19 protein-coding genes, 2 rRNA genes and 1 pseudogene (1 of these 22 running past the window's edge) are annotated in these 17,317 nt (G+C 42.6%); 1 reads left to right on the top strand and 21 read right to left on the bottom strand.

The window, feature by feature from the left end; all coding sequences use genetic code 11:
* Positions 1-15: 15 nt before the first annotated feature.
* From ispE to metG, 8 genes are all read right to left on the bottom strand, one after another.
* Complete coding sequence (ispE, locus tag CJ483_RS13820; RefSeq protein WP_120035806.1) at positions 16-885, bottom strand: 4-(cytidine 5'-diphospho)-2-C-methyl-D-erythritol kinase; 870 nt, start codon at positions 883-885, stop codon at positions 16-18.
* A gap of 163 nt (positions 886-1,048) precedes the next feature.
* Positions 1,049-1,225, bottom strand: a complete 177-nt coding sequence (locus tag CJ483_RS13815) for a small, acid-soluble spore protein, alpha/beta type (RefSeq protein WP_039234758.1) — start codon at positions 1,223-1,225, stop codon at positions 1,049-1,051.
* A gap of 350 nt (positions 1,226-1,575) precedes the next feature.
* Entirely contained in the window at positions 1,576-1,830 is a 255-nt protein-coding gene (gene veg / locus CJ483_RS13810) for a biofilm formation stimulator Veg (RefSeq protein WP_049666021.1), read from the bottom strand.
* A gap of 184 nt (positions 1,831-2,014) precedes the next feature.
* Positions 2,015-2,893 carry a sporulation peptidase YabG gene (gene yabG / locus CJ483_RS13805; RefSeq protein ID WP_120035805.1) on the bottom strand — a complete coding sequence of 293 codons (879 nt, stop codon included), beginning with the start codon at positions 2,891-2,893 and terminating at the stop codon, positions 2,015-2,017.
* A 136-nt stretch (positions 2,894-3,029) separates the two neighbouring features.
* Positions 3,030-3,905, bottom strand: a complete 876-nt coding sequence (gene rsmA, locus CJ483_RS13800; protein WP_120035804.1) for a 16S rRNA (adenine(1518)-N(6)/adenine(1519)-N(6))-dimethyltransferase RsmA — start codon at positions 3,903-3,905, stop codon at positions 3,030-3,032.
* Positions 3,902-4,459: a ribonuclease M5 gene (gene rnmV, locus CJ483_RS13795; RefSeq protein WP_120035803.1), complete on the bottom strand. Its 558-nt coding sequence runs from the start codon at positions 4,457-4,459 to the stop codon at positions 3,902-3,904. Before rnmV ends, rsmA begins: the two co-directional genes overlap by 4 nt.
* Positions 4,460-4,467: 8 nt before the next feature.
* Positions 4,468-5,238, bottom strand: coding sequence for a TatD family hydrolase (locus CJ483_RS13790; protein WP_120035802.1), 771 nt, complete (start codon positions 5,236-5,238; stop codon positions 4,468-4,470).
* A gap of 89 nt (positions 5,239-5,327) precedes the next feature.
* Positions 5,328-7,334: a methionine--tRNA ligase gene (metG, locus tag CJ483_RS13785; RefSeq protein ID WP_259455655.1), complete on the bottom strand. Its 2,007-nt coding sequence runs from the start codon at positions 7,332-7,334 to the stop codon at positions 5,328-5,330.
* A gap of 435 nt (positions 7,335-7,769) precedes the next feature.
* Between metG and CJ483_RS13780 the strand changes: the two genes are divergently transcribed.
* Entirely contained in the window at positions 7,770-8,054 is a 285-nt protein-coding gene (locus CJ483_RS13780) for an AbrB/MazE/SpoVT family DNA-binding domain-containing protein (RefSeq protein ID WP_049666009.1), read from the top strand.
* 90 nt (positions 8,055-8,144) lie between these two features.
* On the opposite strand, the gene rsmI is transcribed toward CJ483_RS13780, so the two are convergent.
* From rsmI to CJ483_RS13715, 13 genes and pseudogenes are all read right to left on the bottom strand, one after another.
* The gene (rsmI, locus tag CJ483_RS13775; RefSeq protein WP_481747716.1) at positions 8,145-9,020 is read right to left on the bottom strand and encodes a 16S rRNA (cytidine(1402)-2'-O)-methyltransferase; all 876 of its coding nucleotides are present in this window, start codon (positions 9,018-9,020) and stop codon (positions 8,145-8,147) included.
* On the bottom strand, positions 9,010-9,285 hold the full coding sequence (locus CJ483_RS13770; RefSeq protein ID WP_120035800.1) for a GIY-YIG nuclease family protein: 276 nt from the start codon (positions 9,283-9,285) through the stop codon (positions 9,010-9,012). The genes rsmI and CJ483_RS13770 overlap by 11 nt, the downstream gene beginning before the upstream one ends.
* Positions 9,269-10,015 carry a tRNA1(Val) (adenine(37)-N6)-methyltransferase gene (locus tag CJ483_RS13765; RefSeq protein ID WP_120035799.1) on the bottom strand — a complete coding sequence of 249 codons (747 nt, stop codon included), beginning with the start codon at positions 10,013-10,015 and terminating at the stop codon, positions 9,269-9,271. Before CJ483_RS13765 ends, CJ483_RS13770 begins: the two co-directional genes overlap by 17 nt.
* Before the next feature lie 145 nt (positions 10,016-10,160).
* Entirely contained in the window at positions 10,161-10,529 is a 369-nt protein-coding gene (gene yabA / locus CJ483_RS13760) for a DNA replication initiation control protein YabA (protein ID WP_120035798.1), read from the bottom strand.
* Between the two features lie 13 nt (positions 10,530-10,542).
* Complete coding sequence (locus CJ483_RS13755; protein ID WP_120038033.1) at positions 10,543-11,370, bottom strand: PSP1 domain-containing protein; 828 nt, start codon at positions 11,368-11,370, stop codon at positions 10,543-10,545.
* Positions 11,371-11,394: 24 nt separating this feature from the next.
* Positions 11,395-12,366: pseudogene (gene holB / locus CJ483_RS13750) on the bottom strand (DNA polymerase III subunit delta'); the annotation flags it as partial.
* A 6-nt stretch (positions 12,367-12,372) separates the two neighbouring features.
* The gene (locus tag CJ483_RS13745) at positions 12,373-12,813 is read right to left on the bottom strand and encodes a YaaR family protein (RefSeq protein WP_120035797.1); all 441 of its coding nucleotides are present in this window, start codon (positions 12,811-12,813) and stop codon (positions 12,373-12,375) included.
* Between the two features lie 14 nt (positions 12,814-12,827).
* A complete protein-coding gene (locus CJ483_RS13740; protein WP_049665996.1) occupies positions 12,828-13,157 on the bottom strand; it encodes a cyclic-di-AMP receptor in 330 nt (109 codons plus the stop codon).
* A 114-nt stretch (positions 13,158-13,271) separates the two neighbouring features.
* Positions 13,272-13,919, bottom strand: a complete 648-nt coding sequence (tmk, locus tag CJ483_RS13735) for a dTMP kinase (RefSeq protein WP_120035796.1) — start codon at positions 13,917-13,919, stop codon at positions 13,272-13,274.
* 16 nt (positions 13,920-13,935) lie between these two features.
* Complete coding sequence (locus CJ483_RS13730) at positions 13,936-15,369, bottom strand: aminotransferase class I/II-fold pyridoxal phosphate-dependent enzyme (protein WP_120035795.1); 1,434 nt, start codon at positions 15,367-15,369, stop codon at positions 13,936-13,938.
* A 57-nt stretch (positions 15,370-15,426) separates the two neighbouring features.
* Positions 15,427-15,621, bottom strand: coding sequence for a sigma factor G inhibitor Gin (locus CJ483_RS13725; protein ID WP_120035794.1), 195 nt, complete (start codon positions 15,619-15,621; stop codon positions 15,427-15,429).
* Between the two features lie 116 nt (positions 15,622-15,737).
* Positions 15,738-15,853: ribosomal RNA gene (rrf, locus tag CJ483_RS13720) — 5S ribosomal RNA — on the bottom strand.
* 102 nt (positions 15,854-15,955) lie between these two features.
* Positions 15,956-17,317, bottom strand: a 23S ribosomal RNA gene (locus tag CJ483_RS13715); it runs 1,567 nt beyond the window's last position.

Here is a 17,317-nt window from a genome sequence, read left to right as displayed (position 1 = left end):
TCTTAACATACGGGTTCAATCAACAGGAATCCCTTCTCCTAGCATTCTGACTGCGTATACCTGGTCGCAAAAGCCTCTTAAGCCGTTGCAAACCCGGTGCATTCTAGAATCATGCTGCATTAGTCCAAAAACGGTTGGTCCGCTTCCACTCATCAGCACAGCATCTGCTCCAAATCGTTCCATCTGTTCTTTAATTTGAGCCACTTCCGGATAGAGCTTTAATGTCACAGACTCCAGAACATTGCCAAGATGAGCGCACATTTTATGATAATCCTTCGTTTCAATGGCAGACATCATTGCCTGTGTATTAGGATGCCGCAAGCCGTCAATCTTTAAATTTTTGTACACTTCAGCTGTGGACACACCGATTGTCGGTTTAGCAAGAACCACCCAGCAATTCGGGGGAGCTGGAAGGTGCTGTATTTTTTCTCCCCGTCCCTTGGCTAAAGCGGTGCCGCCGTATACACAAAAAGAAACATCGGAACCAATCTCCGCTCCGAGAGTCGCTAGTTCGTCTAGACTTAACCCTAGATCCCATAGCTTGTTTAGCCCCTTCAATGTAGCAGCGGCGTCACTGCTGCCGCCTGCTAGACCAGCAGCTACCGGGATCACCTTTTCAATGCCAATCGCTACACCTGAACGAATGCCGTACCTTTCTTTAAGCAGCATCGCTGCCTGGTAAGCTAAGTTACGTTTATCATCCGGAACAAAACGGTTATGGGATATAATTTTAATTTCATCTTTTGCGAGTGGTTCCAATTCAATTCGGTCTGCCAGATCTACTGTTGTCATGATCATCTCTACCTCATGATATCCATCCGCACGTTTATGTAGCACATCGAGCGTTAAATTAATCTTCGCCGGTGCTTTCATCATTATTTTCACAATAGGCCACCTACTTTGTGCACATTACAGTTTAGCTTATTTTATCATAAAGTCGATTAGGAGTTGTAAATATGATGTGTGATGGAGCAATTTTCTATGTAAAAAAGGATCGGGGTTTCCCCGATCCCTTAGCGGCTTTTTAATTAGAAGTTAGCTAAAAGTGTCAGCGCTTGTTGACGAGCTGGTTTTCTGCCAGTTCAATTGCTCGTTTGACCATGTTACCCGCGTCACGGGCTGTAATTCCGCCCCAGCCTTCCCGTTGAACAGTGTCATAAAACCCTAACTCCTTCGCAAGCTCTTCTTTCAATTGGTCAGACATAATTCCTCTTCTTCTGCCCATTAGTTGCCCTCCTTTTGCCGCCATTTATAGCTTAACCAGCCTATTTAAAACGATTAGCGGAAAATGAAGGGAAGCCTTCAAAAGCAGAGAGCGCTCGTTTAGCACGATAGGCAGTTGGAGGGCTGACTGAAAGAGCCCGTTCTTTGGCTCTGCAGACAGGCCGAAACTGCCGTACGTGTTAGCGCTTGGAGCTGGACAGCATCAAAAGCAAAGAGCGCTCGTTTGGCCTCTATGAAATACTATTTATTAAAAAGTTTGCTTTTCTTTTGGTCGGGGAAAAGTTAAGTGTCTCCCAGGTGACTAACTTTAAACCAATAAAAAAGCAGTAAACAATATTGTTTACTGCAAAATTAAACGGCGCTTCCTGCTGCGTCTTCAAACGTTAATTCTACTGTTTCTGTTAACACATCTGCATAGCTGTACGATACTCTTTCAAATGCGTTTTCATCTTGATCCAATTCTACAACAAAGACTGCTTGATATGTTTCAGCTAGAACCCCAGATCGCTCAATAGTTTTACGGCGTCCCCCGTTCGCTTTCAACAAGAGTCTTTTTCCTAAATTTGAATCAAGGGATTTTTTAATGTCGGCTAATGTTTTTGGCATCCGCTTCCACCTCACTATTTTTATAATAACATGATTTAAATAGCAAGTCAAATAAATAAAATATTTTATCAACCCGCGCCCCCTTTTGTCAACGTTTTTTATTTTACAAAAACCTGCTTTTTTCATCATATTTTTAGCGTTCCCAATAATCCAATAACCATGACAAAATTGTTTTTCGCCTTCTTTATTCTTCCTCAGACTGGTTAAACGGCATGCCAATGCGGAGCACTCCTTTTGTTTCAACTCCCCCCAACCCTTTATTACCTGTCAGTGTATTTCTCAACACTTCTCTGACATCGACAAGCTCATTGAAAGGTGTAAAGCCAATTTTAGAGGAGATGTAGACCGGATCCAGTGCATGAATATTTACACGGAAGGGAGAACTAGCAAAGTTGGCTCCTGCCCGTATTAAAGATTCAAAATGTGACTGGCACGCTCCAGCAAAAATAACCAATTGATCTAAGTGAGGGACTTTCTTTCTCGCCAATCGAACCGTTTGTACAAAATATTTTGAATGTCGGTAGGCCTTTATATCTGATTTGCTTCCTTTCGTTTTTGAATATGAATCATGCCCCGTTATGACTAAGATATCGGGGCGATATTCGTCGATTAATGCTGAGATTTTTTTGGGCATTTCTTCTTCCAGACAGTGTATGCCATAAACCGGAAGACCGATTTTTTCATAAGCGGCCAAGCATTTTTTTAAATAATTGGGGTCACCATCCATGTGTAGTACTCTGCCTGGTATTTGAAAAACATCATTTTCATTCCGATAACAATCTGTTGCCCTGTACTCCTGCTTTTCTTTAATTAATTCTAGCTCTTGTCTAAATAGGTGCAGCGACTGCTCTTCTCGCATTCTCGTAGCGCGTGTCATTCTTTTTTGTTCATCAGGGTCTACTTCTAACAAATCGGAGAACGGGGCGTCTGCAATCAGCCGATAATCTTCTCCTGACAAAATAGCTATTTTGCCTTCTTCCGTATCTTTGATTTCCATTACTCTAAACAAAATGTCGTTCCCATAAGACGGGCGGCTGACAATAGAATTAATACGAATCACCATGTGATCATCCCCGTTAATTTTTACTCTTCCGATTATCTTATGCAGGAAATGCCCAATTGGGGAATGTACTTCTATATTTATGAAAGAAAAACTCTCAAAGTAAAATATCCGCCTGCAAATTGAGGCGGATACTCTGTTAACAAAAAACTGGGCAAAGGGCATTGGCGAGCCGAGCAAACTCCTCTAGGGAAAGAGACTCTCCTCTTCTAGAAGGCTCGATTTCTGCTTGGCTAAGCGCCTCTATAATCTGGTCTTTCTTTTCTTTCCCTGCAGGCAGCTGGTTTGTTAGATTATTTAAGATTGTTTTTCGTCGCTGGGCAAAAGAAGCACGTGTCACTGTAAAGAAAAATTCTTCGTTAATTACTTCTACAGCCGGCTGCTCTCGTCTCAGCAATTTAATAACAGCAGAATCAACGTTCGGTTGCGGCATAAAGACCGTTTTAGGCACAATAAAAGCTGTTTCTGCTTCCATATAATATTGAATGGCAATTGACAGAGAACCGTAGTCTTTCGTACCAGGCTTGGCTGAGATACGATCGGCTACCTCTTTTTGAAGCATGACAACAATCCCCTTAAAAGGAACCTTGTCCTCAAGCAGCTTCATAATAATTGGCGTTGTCACATAGTAAGGCAAGTTTGCCACTACCATTAACTGTTCACAGCCTTCAAATTCCTGTCCAGCTATTTGAGCAACGTCTGCTTTTAGAACATCTTCGTGAATGACCTTTACATTGTCATAAGGAGAAAGCGTATCCGACAAAATGGGAAGAAGACGCTGATCAATTTCAAATGCAACCACTTTTCCTGCACTCCGGGCCAAATGTTCCGTTAAAGCACCAATTCCCGGACCGATTTCAATCGCTCCGGTCTCCTTTGTCAGCTCGGCTGTTTCCGTAATTCTGCGTAAAATATTCGGGTCAATTAAAAAATTCTGTCCTAAGCTTTTTTTGAAAGAAAAACCGTACTTTTCTAATATCTCTTTCGTTCGCGTAGGAGTAGCAATATCTTTCATGTCTTTTCCTCCTGCAACACTTCTTTTAAGGCACGGGCAAATTGTTCCCGTGTAATTTGGAACATGAGTAGCCGTTTGTACAGCTGCTTTCCATTCGTATAGCCAATTCGCAGCTTTTCACCAAGCTTCTGTCTTCTTTCCTTTGCTTGCGCTCCTCCAATTAATCCGGCATCGACCAAATCCTCTTTGGAAATTTGCTCTACTGCTTCTTTTTCAACAGTCTGGGCGTCTTTTAATGCTTTGCGGATTGCCTCGATAGAAGCATGCTCCACGCCGACACCTCTTCCTCTTTTCTCAATCGCTTCATGCTTCGGCAAAAAAGCATGCTTACAATCCGGCACACGTTCAGCAACAATATGTCTAATCCGTTCTCCTGGATAATCGGGATCTGTGAAGACGATCACGCCTCTTGTTTCTTGTGCCAATTTAATTCTCTCAATAACAGCTTCTGAAACGGCTGAGCCGTTTGTTTCAATCGTATCCGCATTTACCGCTCTCTTAATCGCTGTTGTGTCATCTTTTCCTTCTACTACGATGATTTCTTTTATTTTCATATGATCGATCACCGCTCAATAGAGAAAAGCTTATGGGCATTTTCAGTTGTTATGCGTGCGACTTCCTCGTAATCCATCCCTTTTAGCTCAGCAATTTGCTCTGCAACCAATTTTACATAAGCCGGTTCATTCCGTTTGCCACGATAAGGATGAGGAGCGAGATATGGACAGTCCGTTTCGATGAGCAAATTATCAAGCGGAATATCAACCGCTACTTCTTTTGGCTTTTTAGCATTCTTAAATGTAACAGGGCCGCCAAGGGAAATATAAAAGTTCATCGCTACACATTCACGCGCGGTTTCTACACTGCCGCTAAAACAGTGCATAATCCCACCGACTTCCTCGGCTCCTTCTTCCTTCAAAATCTCAACGATGTCTTGTGTGGCTTCCCGATTGTGAATAATGATAGGAAGCTTTACTTTTTTAGCGAGCTGGATTTGCTTACGAAATACTTCTTTCTGAACATCCTTAGGCGACTTGTCCCAATGATAGTCAAGCCCCATTTCTCCTAAGGCTACGACTTTCGGGTGTGCCGCCAGCTCTTCCAGCCAAGCAAGATCCTCTTCTTCCATGTCGATGGCGTCTACTGGATGCCATCCGACACTGGCATACAGAAATTCATATTTTTCAATAAGTTCAAGGGCTTTTTGAATCGTTGGACGGTCAAAACCAACAACGACCATGGTTTCTACTCCAGCTGCTCTAGCCCGCTCAATTACTTCTTCTATATCTTCATTATACTGTTCAGCATTTAAATGAACATGCGTATCGAATAGCACTCTTTTCATCCTTTCTAAAAGAAAAACATAGACGTTCCCGTCGAATAATCGTTCCACGTGAAACATTCTATGTTTTTCGATCGACTCATTTATTTAATCCGTGAACCGTTTGGCAAGCTTTCATCTACACTTACTAATGATAATACGCCATCAGCCCTACCAGCAAGAATCATGCCTTGTGACAGTTCTCCACGCAATTTAACAGGCTTTAAGTTAGCGACAACGATTACTTTGCGGCCGACTAACTCTTCCGGCTTGTAAAATTCAGCGATACCTGAAACGACCTGACGCTTTTCAAAACCGAGATCCAACTGCAGCTTTAACAATTTGTCAGCTTTTTTAACTGGTTCCGCTGCAATAACTGTTGCTGAACGCAGATCGACATTCATGAAATCATCAATTTTTATTTCCTCTGTTAACTCTACTTTCGGCTCTTCTTTTGGCTCTTCTTTTTTCTCAGGAGTCCCTTGCATTTTTTCTTTAATATAAGTGATTTCTTCCTCAATATCCAGACGAGGGAAGATTGGTTCTCCTTTTTTTACTACTGTCGTTCCTTCCGGTATTAGTCCAAATTGAGACAGACTATCCCATGATTGCAGTTTTTCATCCTGAATATTCAGCTGCTCAAAAATCTTCTTTGGCGTCTGTGTTAAAAATGGCTTCAAAAGAACAGCCATTCGGCGGAGCGATTCTGCTAAGTGTGCCATGACATCGCCAAGCTTATCTTTCTCTTCCTCTTTAGCAAGCACCCATGGCTGTGTTTCATCAATGTACTTATTCGTACGGCTAACGAGCTGCCAGAGAGCTGACAACGCAACGGAAAACTCCATTTTTTCCATCGCTTCTTCATACTGCTTGACTGTTTCCATGTTCAACTGTTGAAGCTGCTTGTCAAATTCCCCATTCGATCCTTTATATGTTGGAATGACACCGTCAAAGTATTTATTGATCATTGCAACAGTCCGGTTTAGCAAGTTGCCTAAATCGTTGGCTAGATCGTAATTAATCCGTTCAACAAAGCCTTCCGGTGTAAAGACGCCGTCTGAACCAAATGGTACTTCACGAAGTAAATAATAACGAAGGGCATCCAATCCATAACGGTCAATCAACGTAACGGGATCTACTACATTACCTTTTGACTTCGACATCTTCCCGTCTTTCATGAGCAGCCATCCATGAGCAAATACTTTTTTAGGAAGCGGCAAGTCAAGCGCCATCAGCATAATTGGCCAGTAAATCGTATGGAAACGGACAATCTCCTTGCCGACAAGATGGACATTAGCCGGCCAATATTTTTGATATTTCTCATCATGAACGGTGCCATAGCCAAGGGCTGTAATATAGTTAGAGAGCGCATCGATCCACACGTAAATAACATGCTTAGGATCACCCGGTACTTTAATGCCCCAATCAAACGTTGTACGTGAGACAGCCAAGTCCTCTAGTCCCGGTTTAATAAAATTGTTAATCATCTCATTTTTGCGGGATTCCGGTTGGATAAAGTCCGGGTTCTCTTCATAATATTCAAGCAGTCGGTCAGCATATTTGCTCATCTTAAAGAAATAAGACTGTTCTTTTACTTTCTCAACAGGGCGACCGCAGTCCGGGCAGTTGCCATTTTCCAACTGGCGCTCTGTAAAGAAAGATTCACAAGGTGTACAGTACCAGCCCTCATATTCGTCTAGATAAATATCCCCTTGATCTAATAACTGTTTAAAGATTTTTTCAACAATGTCCTTATGACGAGTTTGCGTTGTACGGATAAAATCATCATAAGAAATATCTAACTTGTCCCATAACTCTTGAATGCCAGAGACAATATTGTCGACATACTGCTGTGGAGTTACTCCTGTTTCTTCTGCTTTCCGTTGAATTTTTTGTCCGTGTTCATCGGTACCTGTTAAGTACATGACATCAAATCCGCGCAGTCTCTTATAACGCGCCATAGCGTCACCTGCTACCGTTGTATAAGCATGTCCAATATGGAGATTTCCACTCGGATAATAAATCGGTGTCGTTAGATAAAATGTGTTTTTTTGATCATTCATCTTGTACCCCTCCTTGAAACGCTGATTCTTATGTAGAAAAGCCCTCACCCGGCGGTTGAGAGCTTTCTTTTACATTCATGCCCCTAGCGGACAATTCATACTAAATTTTATTGACATTATGACTATTATACAAAAAAAATATACATAGGACGCCGTTAAAGAGCCACTTCTTTTATTTTCTCTTATTCCGTAGCAATTGTAAATATTAAACTCTCTTATCTCTTTGATTTTTAATGGATTCGACATCAATACTAGGTCATTCGACATTTTTTTTATTTCTCTTTTTCCAATTTGTTACTAATCTTTGAAAAACCTTAATATATCAGTATTTTAAGCGCTTTACATTCCCTGGTAAAATTACATTTTCTTGTTGACGATGTTGGGAATAGCTGGTATGATAAGATCATAAGTGAAAAATATGTCGAAAATTGACGATTAAACTTTATATTTTTTAAATAAACAAGTTTGGAAGGAGCAAAAAAAATGAAATCAACAGGTATTGTTCGTAAAGTTGACGAATTAGGACGGGTGGTTATTCCAATCGAACTTCGCCGCACATTAGGTATTGCGGAGAAAGATGCTCTAGAAATTTACGTAGATGATGATAAAATCATTCTTAAAAAATACAAACCTAGCATGACTTGTCACATTACAGGAGAAGTTTCTGATGACAATATCAAGCTTGCAGGCGGAAAATTAATTCTTAGCCGCGAAGGTGCAGAACAATTGATGAAAGAAATTTCCGAGTCATTTGCTTCTACAAAATAAAAACGAGCCAACGGGCTCGTTTTTATTTTGGCTCTTTTCTGGAAAATGGAAATCAATACCCCATAGCAACCAAATTTGTAAAAACTCCCTTTATTCTATGTGATAAGCCTGATACACATCCCGTTTTCCCATATTTCGATCAACAGCCGTCTGCTTAATAGCTTCTTTTGTAGAGAAATTTTTTTCGTTGATATAATAATGAACATGGTCAACGACAGAGTAAGAAGACCACCATTCTTCAGTTTCCTCTTCTTCTGCTTTTTCATTTCCTTCGACGATTAAACAAAATTCCCCAAGGATATCCTCTTCTTTTGACCAGACAATTGCCTCTGCTATCGTACCTCGCAAAAACTCTTCAAACTTCTTTGTCAATTCCCGGCACAATACAATTTTTCGGTCCTCTCCCAATATTTCAGCCATGAAAGCGAGTGTGTCCTTTAACCGGTGTGGGGATTCATACAGAATAAATGTGCTGCGTATTTTATTCAACTCGACTAACTGTGCTTTCTTTTCTTTTTTGTATCGGCTTAAAAAGCCATAGAAATAAAATGGCTGGGGAGCAAGTCCTGAAGCAATGAGAGCTGTTAGTGCGGCATTTGCTCCAGGCAGAGGAACTACCGTTAATCCCTCGGCTATAACAGCGGAAGTTAGCTCATAACCCGGATCTGAAATAGATGGCATTCCCGCATCGCTGACCAAGGCTACTTTTTCCCCCTGTCTGATGCGTTCGAGAAGCTGCTTTCCACTCGTTTCTTTGTTATGTTCATGATAGCTTGTTATCGGAGTAGCGATCTCAAAGTAATTACAGAGTTTTTTTGTATTGCGTGTATCTTCGGCAGCAATGACATCAGCTTCTTTCATGATTCGAATGGCCCGGAAAGTCATATCCTCTAAATTACCGATTGGTGTAGGAACGAGGTAAAGAGCTCCTTGCTCATCAATAAAACTTTTTTGCTTAACTATCATAGCGGCTGCCCTCCCTTTGCAAATAATTAATTTTTTGCTTTCGTGTCAGCTGTTTAAAGGCATATTCCGCCTGCATGGCTTCTGTTACTGTATGAAATTTTTCCCAATGAATCAGTCGCACCGGCCCTCTGCCTCGTGTATATTTTGCCCCTTTACCAGAGTTATGGGCCTTCAGTCTTTTCTCTAAGTCTGTCGTGTACCCTCCATAGAACGAATGATCCTTGCACTCCAACACGTAGAAAAAATGATCAGTGTTTTTCTCCATATAACATCTCTCTTACTTCTGCTGTATATTCACCCTGCTCATCATATACGAATAATGGCGACAATATTTTCAAATCAGGCGCCCCATCTTTCGTACCCTCGATGAGAACCGTATTGGCCTCTTTTCCCATTTTCGGATAAACAAAACGAAGTCGCTTAGGCTCTAGACGATATTTCCTCATCAACGTCACTAAATCCAATAACCTTCCCGGGCGATGAACGAACGCTGCTTTTCCACCTTGTTTCAAGAGCTCACTGCTTGAGCGGATACAATCCTCTAGTGTACAGTGAATTTCATGACGGGCAATGGCCAAATGTTCATTCATATTTAATTCTTTATGAGAGGGTGTGACAAAATAGGGAGGGTTACAGGTCACGACGCTGTGCTTTTCATATCCTAATTGTGCTGGTGCCTCTTTCAAATCTCCATGTACCATGGAGATTCTGTCTTCGAGACCATTGTATGCAATGCTGCGGACAGCCATATCATATAGCCGCTCTTGAATTTCTACACCGATGATTGGAACGCTTGTTTTCGCACTCATTAATAGTGGCACGACTCCATTTCCAGAACATAAATCAACAATGGAACCCTTCTTAGTTGGAAGATAGGCAAACCTCGCGAGAAGGACTGCATCAAGGGAAAAAGCAAAAACAGACGGACTTTGAATAATTCGCAGCTCCTCCGCCAATAAATAATCGAGCCTTTCATCATCCTTTAATAGTACCATTCTTTCTTTCCTCCTGTTTTTACAAAAAAGAAAGACTGTCCAGGCAGGCCCGACTGTCACTTCACTTAGGAAGAATGTCATCTCTCCTTAAATGATTGACAGCTCCGGCATTAGCCTTCATGGACAGCCTCATTAGCATGCTCTATTACTTTTTATTTAAAAATGATAAACAAAACAAGCAATCTTCGTCTTTACGCGGACTTCCAAAATGAATATTGCAAATATGAAAACCTTCTTGATAAAGTCTGGCAAGGTTATCATAGCCTTCACCTATATCCATCAGCTTTGAAAAGTTTTTACTGCTGGCCTCTTTGTCCATCTCTTGTCCAACTTGATTATGCGAAAGCTCAATCTCTTCAAGCCGGCGTCGTAAATGATCATTCTCTAACCGTAATGAATGATTTTCTTCCATCATTTTTGTTAAACCTTTTTTCAAATCTCCAAGCTGTTTATACAACTGGCTGATTTGCATTTCCATATCACTGACCGAATCAAGAAATTCTTTTTTTTTCACCCGTTCCACCCCATTACTCTGTGGCTTGTACTGACACGGCACCTTCCGCCCCAATTTCATCAATGGTGAATTCAAGGATCCGCTCGTGATTGAATACTTCTACTTGAAGCACCCGTTCTAAAATATTCAAACCGACAACTTTTCCGGCACCATGAGGGGTGTTTACTTTTGTACCTATATCAGGAAGAATCTCTTTTGCTGCTTCATATTCATCGTTCTCATATTTTAAGCAGCACATTAAACGACCACACAAACCTGAAATTTTAGTCGGGTTTAATGAGAGGTTCTGATCCTTCGCCATTTTTATTGAAACTGGCTCGAAATCTCCCAGAAAAGTCGAGCAGCAAAGCATTCTGCCACATGGACCAATCCCGCCAAGCATTTTGGCTTCGTCACGAACACCGATTTGCCGAAGTTCAATTCTTGTTCGGAAAATGGCAGCGAGATCTTTTACAAGCTCCCGGAAATCGACTCTTCCGTCTGCCGTAAAATAAAAAATAACCTTATTGCGATCAAACGTATATTCAACATCAACAAGCTTCATATCCAACTTATGTTCAGAAATTTTCTCACAGCAGATCTCGAAAGCTTCTTCTGCAGCTGTTTTGTTTTCTTCAACAATTAAGCGGTCTTTCTGATCAGCTTTACGGATGACTTTCTTCAAAGGAAGGACGATATCATCATCCTCTACCTTTTTCGGCCCTACTACTACTTCACCGTGTTCTACGCCTCTCGCTGTTTCTACAATTACATGGTCGTTTTTTTCAACGCCCAGATCCATTGGATCAAAATAATATATTTTACCCGCTTTTTTAAAACGTACTCCTACTACGTCATACAAAGGATGCTCCCCCTGCAATTTTAGCACAAGCTGCTCCATTAGCAGCTGTGGATTCATATTAGCATCAAGTTTCCGCTTTGCTTCTAAAATAGCAGTTATCTGCTCTGTTGTATTTACAATGGAAGAATGAAGAGCTGTGTTCTTAAGCAAGGCAAGCTGGTCAGGATAAGCAAGACCTTGTTCTTCTCCTGTTTGGATGGACAACAAATCTTTGAAAAGCAGCAGTAAAAGATCGAGTGCCAGACTTACTTGTTGTTTATCTTTAAAATGCCCATTAAAGTCCTCCTGCAATTTTACCATTGCTTCCAATGGATTTTTGAGTAGGACTTCGTATAATTTTAACACTATCTTGCGTGACTGTGCAAACCACTCCTCGGTACCCAGACGAAACGCCTCATCAAAGTTGTTTGTCAGCCTTGAAACCAGTGCAGCCATTGGCAGGGAAACTTCTTTTTCAACGAGTTTATTTTTTAGGAGAGCTGGGGGCAGCGGTTTAAAAGAGAGGAGCTGACAACGAGAAATAATCGTTGGAAGCATTCGCTGCGCCTGTTCAGTCAAAAGCAAGGCGACTGTGTCTGCTGCTGGTTCCTCTAAAAACTTTAGCAAACTATTAGCAGCGCTCGCAGTCATCTTGTCTGCGTGGTTGATAATGTATATTTTCCTGTTCGCTTCTACAGCTGTTTTGCTAAATTCTTGTTGAAGGAATACAATCTGTTGTTTTTTGATCGATAAGCCGTCAGGCTCTACCATATGAACATCAGGATGGTTGCCGCTGTCAACCCGCCGGCAATTGCTGCACTCATTGCAAGGCATGGTCCCTTCTTTACAAAGCAAACTTTTGGCAAAATAAAAGGCGGTCTTTTTCTTACCTGTCCCCGGATCCCCCTCAAACAGGTAAGCATGAGCCACCCGGTTTTTTGCCAGGCTGTTTGTAATCATTTTGAGTACAATAGGCTGCAGTTCATTTAAATCTTTCCATATATCGGACACTTTCATCCCCGCCTATGTGTATAAGTTTATAATTAATCCCTTGATCTCGCCAATTTGGCCTAATAAATCAACGGATGACTTTTCCTGCTTCATTACATCCTCTGTTAATTGAATTAATTTCTCGTCGATGGTTTCAACAGTTTTTAACTTGCGCCCTTCGCCGAATTGATTCCACGTATGCGAATTCTTCAAATTCATGCCAAAATCTACTGCTTCTTTAATAAACCGTCGTACGAGCGTCTTGTATTTAGCCATATCCTGGAAGGTTCGCGAGCGGGCCAATCTCTCTCCCGCTCCCTCGATATCAGCCAACAATTTTGTCAGCTGCTCTGTTTTCATTTGCTGGCTCTGATGCTGCACAAGTCCTGCAAATTTCGACTGTCCTGTCTGCTCTAGCTTCTGATCTGTCCGCAGCTTATCTATATTAAAGTTTATATCTTTGTTGATTTTCATCATCTATTCCCCTATTAAAATTGATGAAATTGCTCTACTGGCAAGACAAATACTGTGGCTCCACCCACCGGAACTTCTACAGGATAAGGAACATAAGAATCAGCGTTGCCTCCCATTGGTGAAACAGGTGCTACCATCTGATCACGTGACTGGCAGTTATCCTTAATAATAGCGAGTGCCCGATCAAGCCGAATATCATCTGTTCCGATGATAAATGTAGTATTTCCTGCTTTTAAAAAGCCGCCTGTTGTAGCAAGTTTTGTTGCGCGGAAATTATTCTCTATTAAAGCTTGTGATAAACGATGGCTATCCTGATCCTGTACCACTGCCAAAATTAATTTCATTCCTCTTCCTCCTCTATCCTCTTTTTTCTATTATACCAAGAAAAAGATTGTTTTTTTGAATTGTACAAACAATATTGTGAAAAAAGAACCCCTTTCTCAGGAATTCTTTCATCATTACTGGCAAAAAGATTGCTCCTTAATCTTAGCCAAAATTAACTTTAGACTCTCCTGATACACAGATTCCATAGAAGCTTCTGCATTTATAACGGCAATTCGGTCTGGAAATTTGTCCGCCAACTGCAAATATCCTTCTCTTACTTTTTTATGGAAAGATAAAGCTTCTAAATCCAAACGGTTCACTTCCCGCTCTTTATGCGCTTTAATCCGATCCAGACCAATTTCCGGACGAACATCAAATAATAAAGTGAGATGAGGCATTAGTTCTCCAATCGCGAACCGGTTGATTTCATAGACCTCTTCCACGCCTAATCCTCTCGCATATCCTTGATAAGCAAGAGAACTATCGATGAAACGGTCACAAAGCACGATATGACCTTCCTCAAGAGCAGGACTCACCTTTTCCACGAGATGCTGTCTTCTTGCTGCAGCATATAATAGTGCTTCTGTCCGCCCATCCATTGAGATGTTTTCTTTATTTAAAATGACCTTCCGTATTTGCTCAGCTATGGAAATGCCGCCTGGTTCACGTGTGGCCATAACGACTTGCCCCTCTTCCTCAAGCCTTTGCGCAAGCATTTGGATAATGCTTGTCTTGCCAGCTCCCTCTGGGCCTTCAATGGTAATAAATAGTCCTTTTCTCATACAGTCCTCCACCTGGTTAGTTAGTAGCCGTTTCCTTTGTAAAAACAGCTAATTGATTTTCTCGCAACCGCTGTCCCCCTTGTATATGTACCCCTTGGGCGTGTAACTTCTCTATCGCCACAGCTTGTTCCTTGGATATCTTTTCCCCACTTATAATCAAAGGAATCCCCGGAGGATAAGGAATAACCGTTTCAGCTGCTATTCTATCTGCCGATTCCTGGACAGCTATCCATTCTATTTGGCATTTCTCCTGTGCTGTGTAGGGCAAGACTAGTGGAGATATTTTCTCCTGTTGGAGAATAGGGGTGCTGTTAGAAACATGCGATTGTCTCTCTTCTATTATAATCTCTGACAGCCTTTTTTCGACATGGCTCAAAAAAGTATGATCTCCTTGTTTAACTAAAGGGAGCGTACATAAAACCTGGACAGGATCAGCCAGTTCTGTGTAAACATTCACATCTTCCAGTCTCTTCTGCAGTTCATATCCAGTGTATCCTGGCTTTCTAAGCAGCACTTTCAAAGGGTCATCCGGAAAAACCGTTTCTATTCCTTTCTCATATAACTGCAAAGCTAGCTTTTCTCTCATATGAACGATAAAGGCCTGATCCTCTGCTGTTACGCTAGCTAAATATGCGCGAGCCATATCTAATGAGGCCATGATTGGATAAGAAGGACTGCTGGATTGAAGAGCCTGCAAGTAAAATTCTAGCTTCTCCAGCGGTACGTTTTCGGATTGTACATGAAGGTAAGAACCCATTGTCATGGCAGGCAGCATTTTATGAGCTGAATGAACAACAATATCAGCCCCTGACTTTAAAGAAGTTTTCGGAAAAGGCTCTTGCAGAATAAAATGAGGGCCATGGGCTTCATCGACAAGAACAAATGATCCATGATGCTTTGCCAGTTGAATCAATTCTTCCATTTCCTTAGCCATGCCATAGTAAGTAGGATACGTTAAAATGACCGCTTTTGCAGCAGGAAAACAGTTATATGCTTCGGTCAATGTATGTAGACTCACTTGCCCTGCCGACTGTACGTAGCTATCATACTCTGGATCTAGAAAGACGGGATTTAATCTTGCCAGCTTCAATGCATGAAAAATAGACTTGTGAGAATTGCGTTGGACAAAAACGGTATCTCCTTCCTTACAAGTAGACATAACCATAGCCAAGTTTCCAACTGTGCTCCCATTGATTAAAAAATAACTCTTTCTTGTATTATATAAATCCGTTAACAGCTGCTCGGCTTTTAAAATGCAGCCTTCGGGTGAATGGAGATCATCCATCCCGGATATTTCGGTCACATCATAAGCTAAAAAATTTTGAAAACCAGCAGGCAGCCCTTCCTTCCACAACGAGCCGTTCTTATGGCCCGGTACGTGAAAAGACAAAGGCTGCCGTTTAATATGCTGTTGCAATGCATCAACGAGTGGGGTGCGTGTTTGTTTCAATGAATATCCTGCCTTTTCTATACTTTTCTCTTAGCCTAACACACTAAAGCGACGGGATCACGAAAAAACAGAGGGCTTTCTTATTTTGTTCAACTTTTTTACAAATTCCGCATACTTTTCAGATTCAGGCTCTGTCTGGACAATTTCTCTTTCACACTCCCAACAAATAAATGCTGTGTACACATGCATCCCTTCATTTTTTTCTTTTTCACAAACGATGCACGTTTTACTACCTTTGAATAAATTCCCCATTTTCTCCACCTCCTGAAAGCTAGTATGGCCTTGATAGGTTAAAAATATACGAATCTAGCGATTATCAGGAATGTTTTTAACAAAAAAAAGAACAGCGTCTGCTGTTCTTTTGGATTGCCTGGCAGCGTCCTACTCTCACAGGGGGAATCCCCCAACTACCATCGGCGCTGAAGAGCTTAACTTCCGTGTTCGGGATGGGAACGGGTGTGACCTCTTCGCTATCGCCACCAGACTGTATAAAGATGAAAGATTTGTTCTTTCAAAACTGGATAATATGTGTCAGTAACCGGCAACTCCGTGCCATTTCATGTGTGACGCCGTTAGGCGTATCATTTAGGATAAGTCCTCGATCGATTAGTATTCGTCAGCTCCACGTGTCGCCACGCTTCCACTTCGAACCTATCTACCTGATCATCTTTCAGGGATCTTACTAGCTTGCGCTATGGGAAATCTCATCTTGAGGGGGCTTCATGCTTAGATGCTTTCAGCACTTATCCCGTCCGCACATAGCTACCCAGCGATGCCTTTGGCAAGACAACTGGTACACCAGCGGTGCGTCCATCCCGGTCCTCTCGTACTAAGGACAGCTCCTCTCAAATTTCCTGCGCCCGCGACGGATAGGGACCGAACTGTCTCACGACGTTCTGAACCCAGCTCGCGTACCGCTTTAATGGGCGAACAGCCCAACCCTTGGGACCGACTACAGCCCCAGGATGCGATGAGCCGACATCGAGGTGCCAAACCTCCCCGTCGATGTGGACTCTTGGGGGAGATAAGCCTGTTATCCCCGGGGTAGCTTTTATCCGTTGAGCGATGGCCCTTCCATGCGGAACCACCGGATCACTAAGCCCGACTTTCGTCCCTGCTCGACTTGTAGGTCTCGCAGTCAAGCTCCCTTGTGCCTTTACACTCTGCGAATGATTTCCAACCATTCTGAGGGAACCTTTGGGCGCCTCCGTTACTCTTTAGGAGGCGACCGCCCCAGTCAAACTGCCCGCCTGACACTGTCTCCCACCCGGATCACGGGTGCGGGTTAGAAGTTCAACACAGCCAGGGTAGTATCCCACCGACGCCTCCACCGAAGCTGGCGCTCCGATTTCAAAGGCTCCTACCTATCCTGTACAAGCTGTGCCGAAATTCAATATCAGGCTGCAGTAAAGCTCCACGGGGTCTTTCCGTCCTGTCGCGGGTAACCTGCATCTTCACAGGTACTATAATTTCACCGAGTCTCTCGTTGAGACAGTGCCCAGATCGTTACGCCTTTCGTGCGGGTCGGAACTTACCCGACAAGGAATTTCGCTACCTTAGGACCGTTATAGTTACGGCCGCCGTTTACTGGGGCTTCAATTCAGAGCTTCGCGTGAGCTAACCCCTCCTCTTAACCTTCCAGCACCGGGCAGGCGTCAGCCCCTATACTTCGCCTTACGGCTTCGCAGAGACCTGTGTTTTTGCTAAACAGTCGCCTGGGCCTATTCACTGCGGCTCCTCAGGGCTATGCACCCCAAAGAGCACCCCTTCTCCCGAAGTTACGGGGTCATTTTGCCGAGTTCCTTAACGAGAGTTCACTCGCTCACCTTAGGATTCTCTCCTCGCCTACCTGTGTCGGTTTGCGGTACGGGCACCTTTCACCTCGCTAGAGGCTTTTCTTGGCAGTGTGGAATCAGGAACTTCGGTACTACATTTCCCTCGCCGTCAC

The organism is Bacillus sp. PK3_68, from assembly GCF_003600835.1.
GTDB lineage: Bacteria > Bacillota > Bacilli > Bacillales > Domibacillaceae > Pseudobacillus.
The sequence above is the reverse complement of the archived record's forward strand: the minus strand, read 5'-3'. Positions and strand labels throughout refer to the sequence as shown.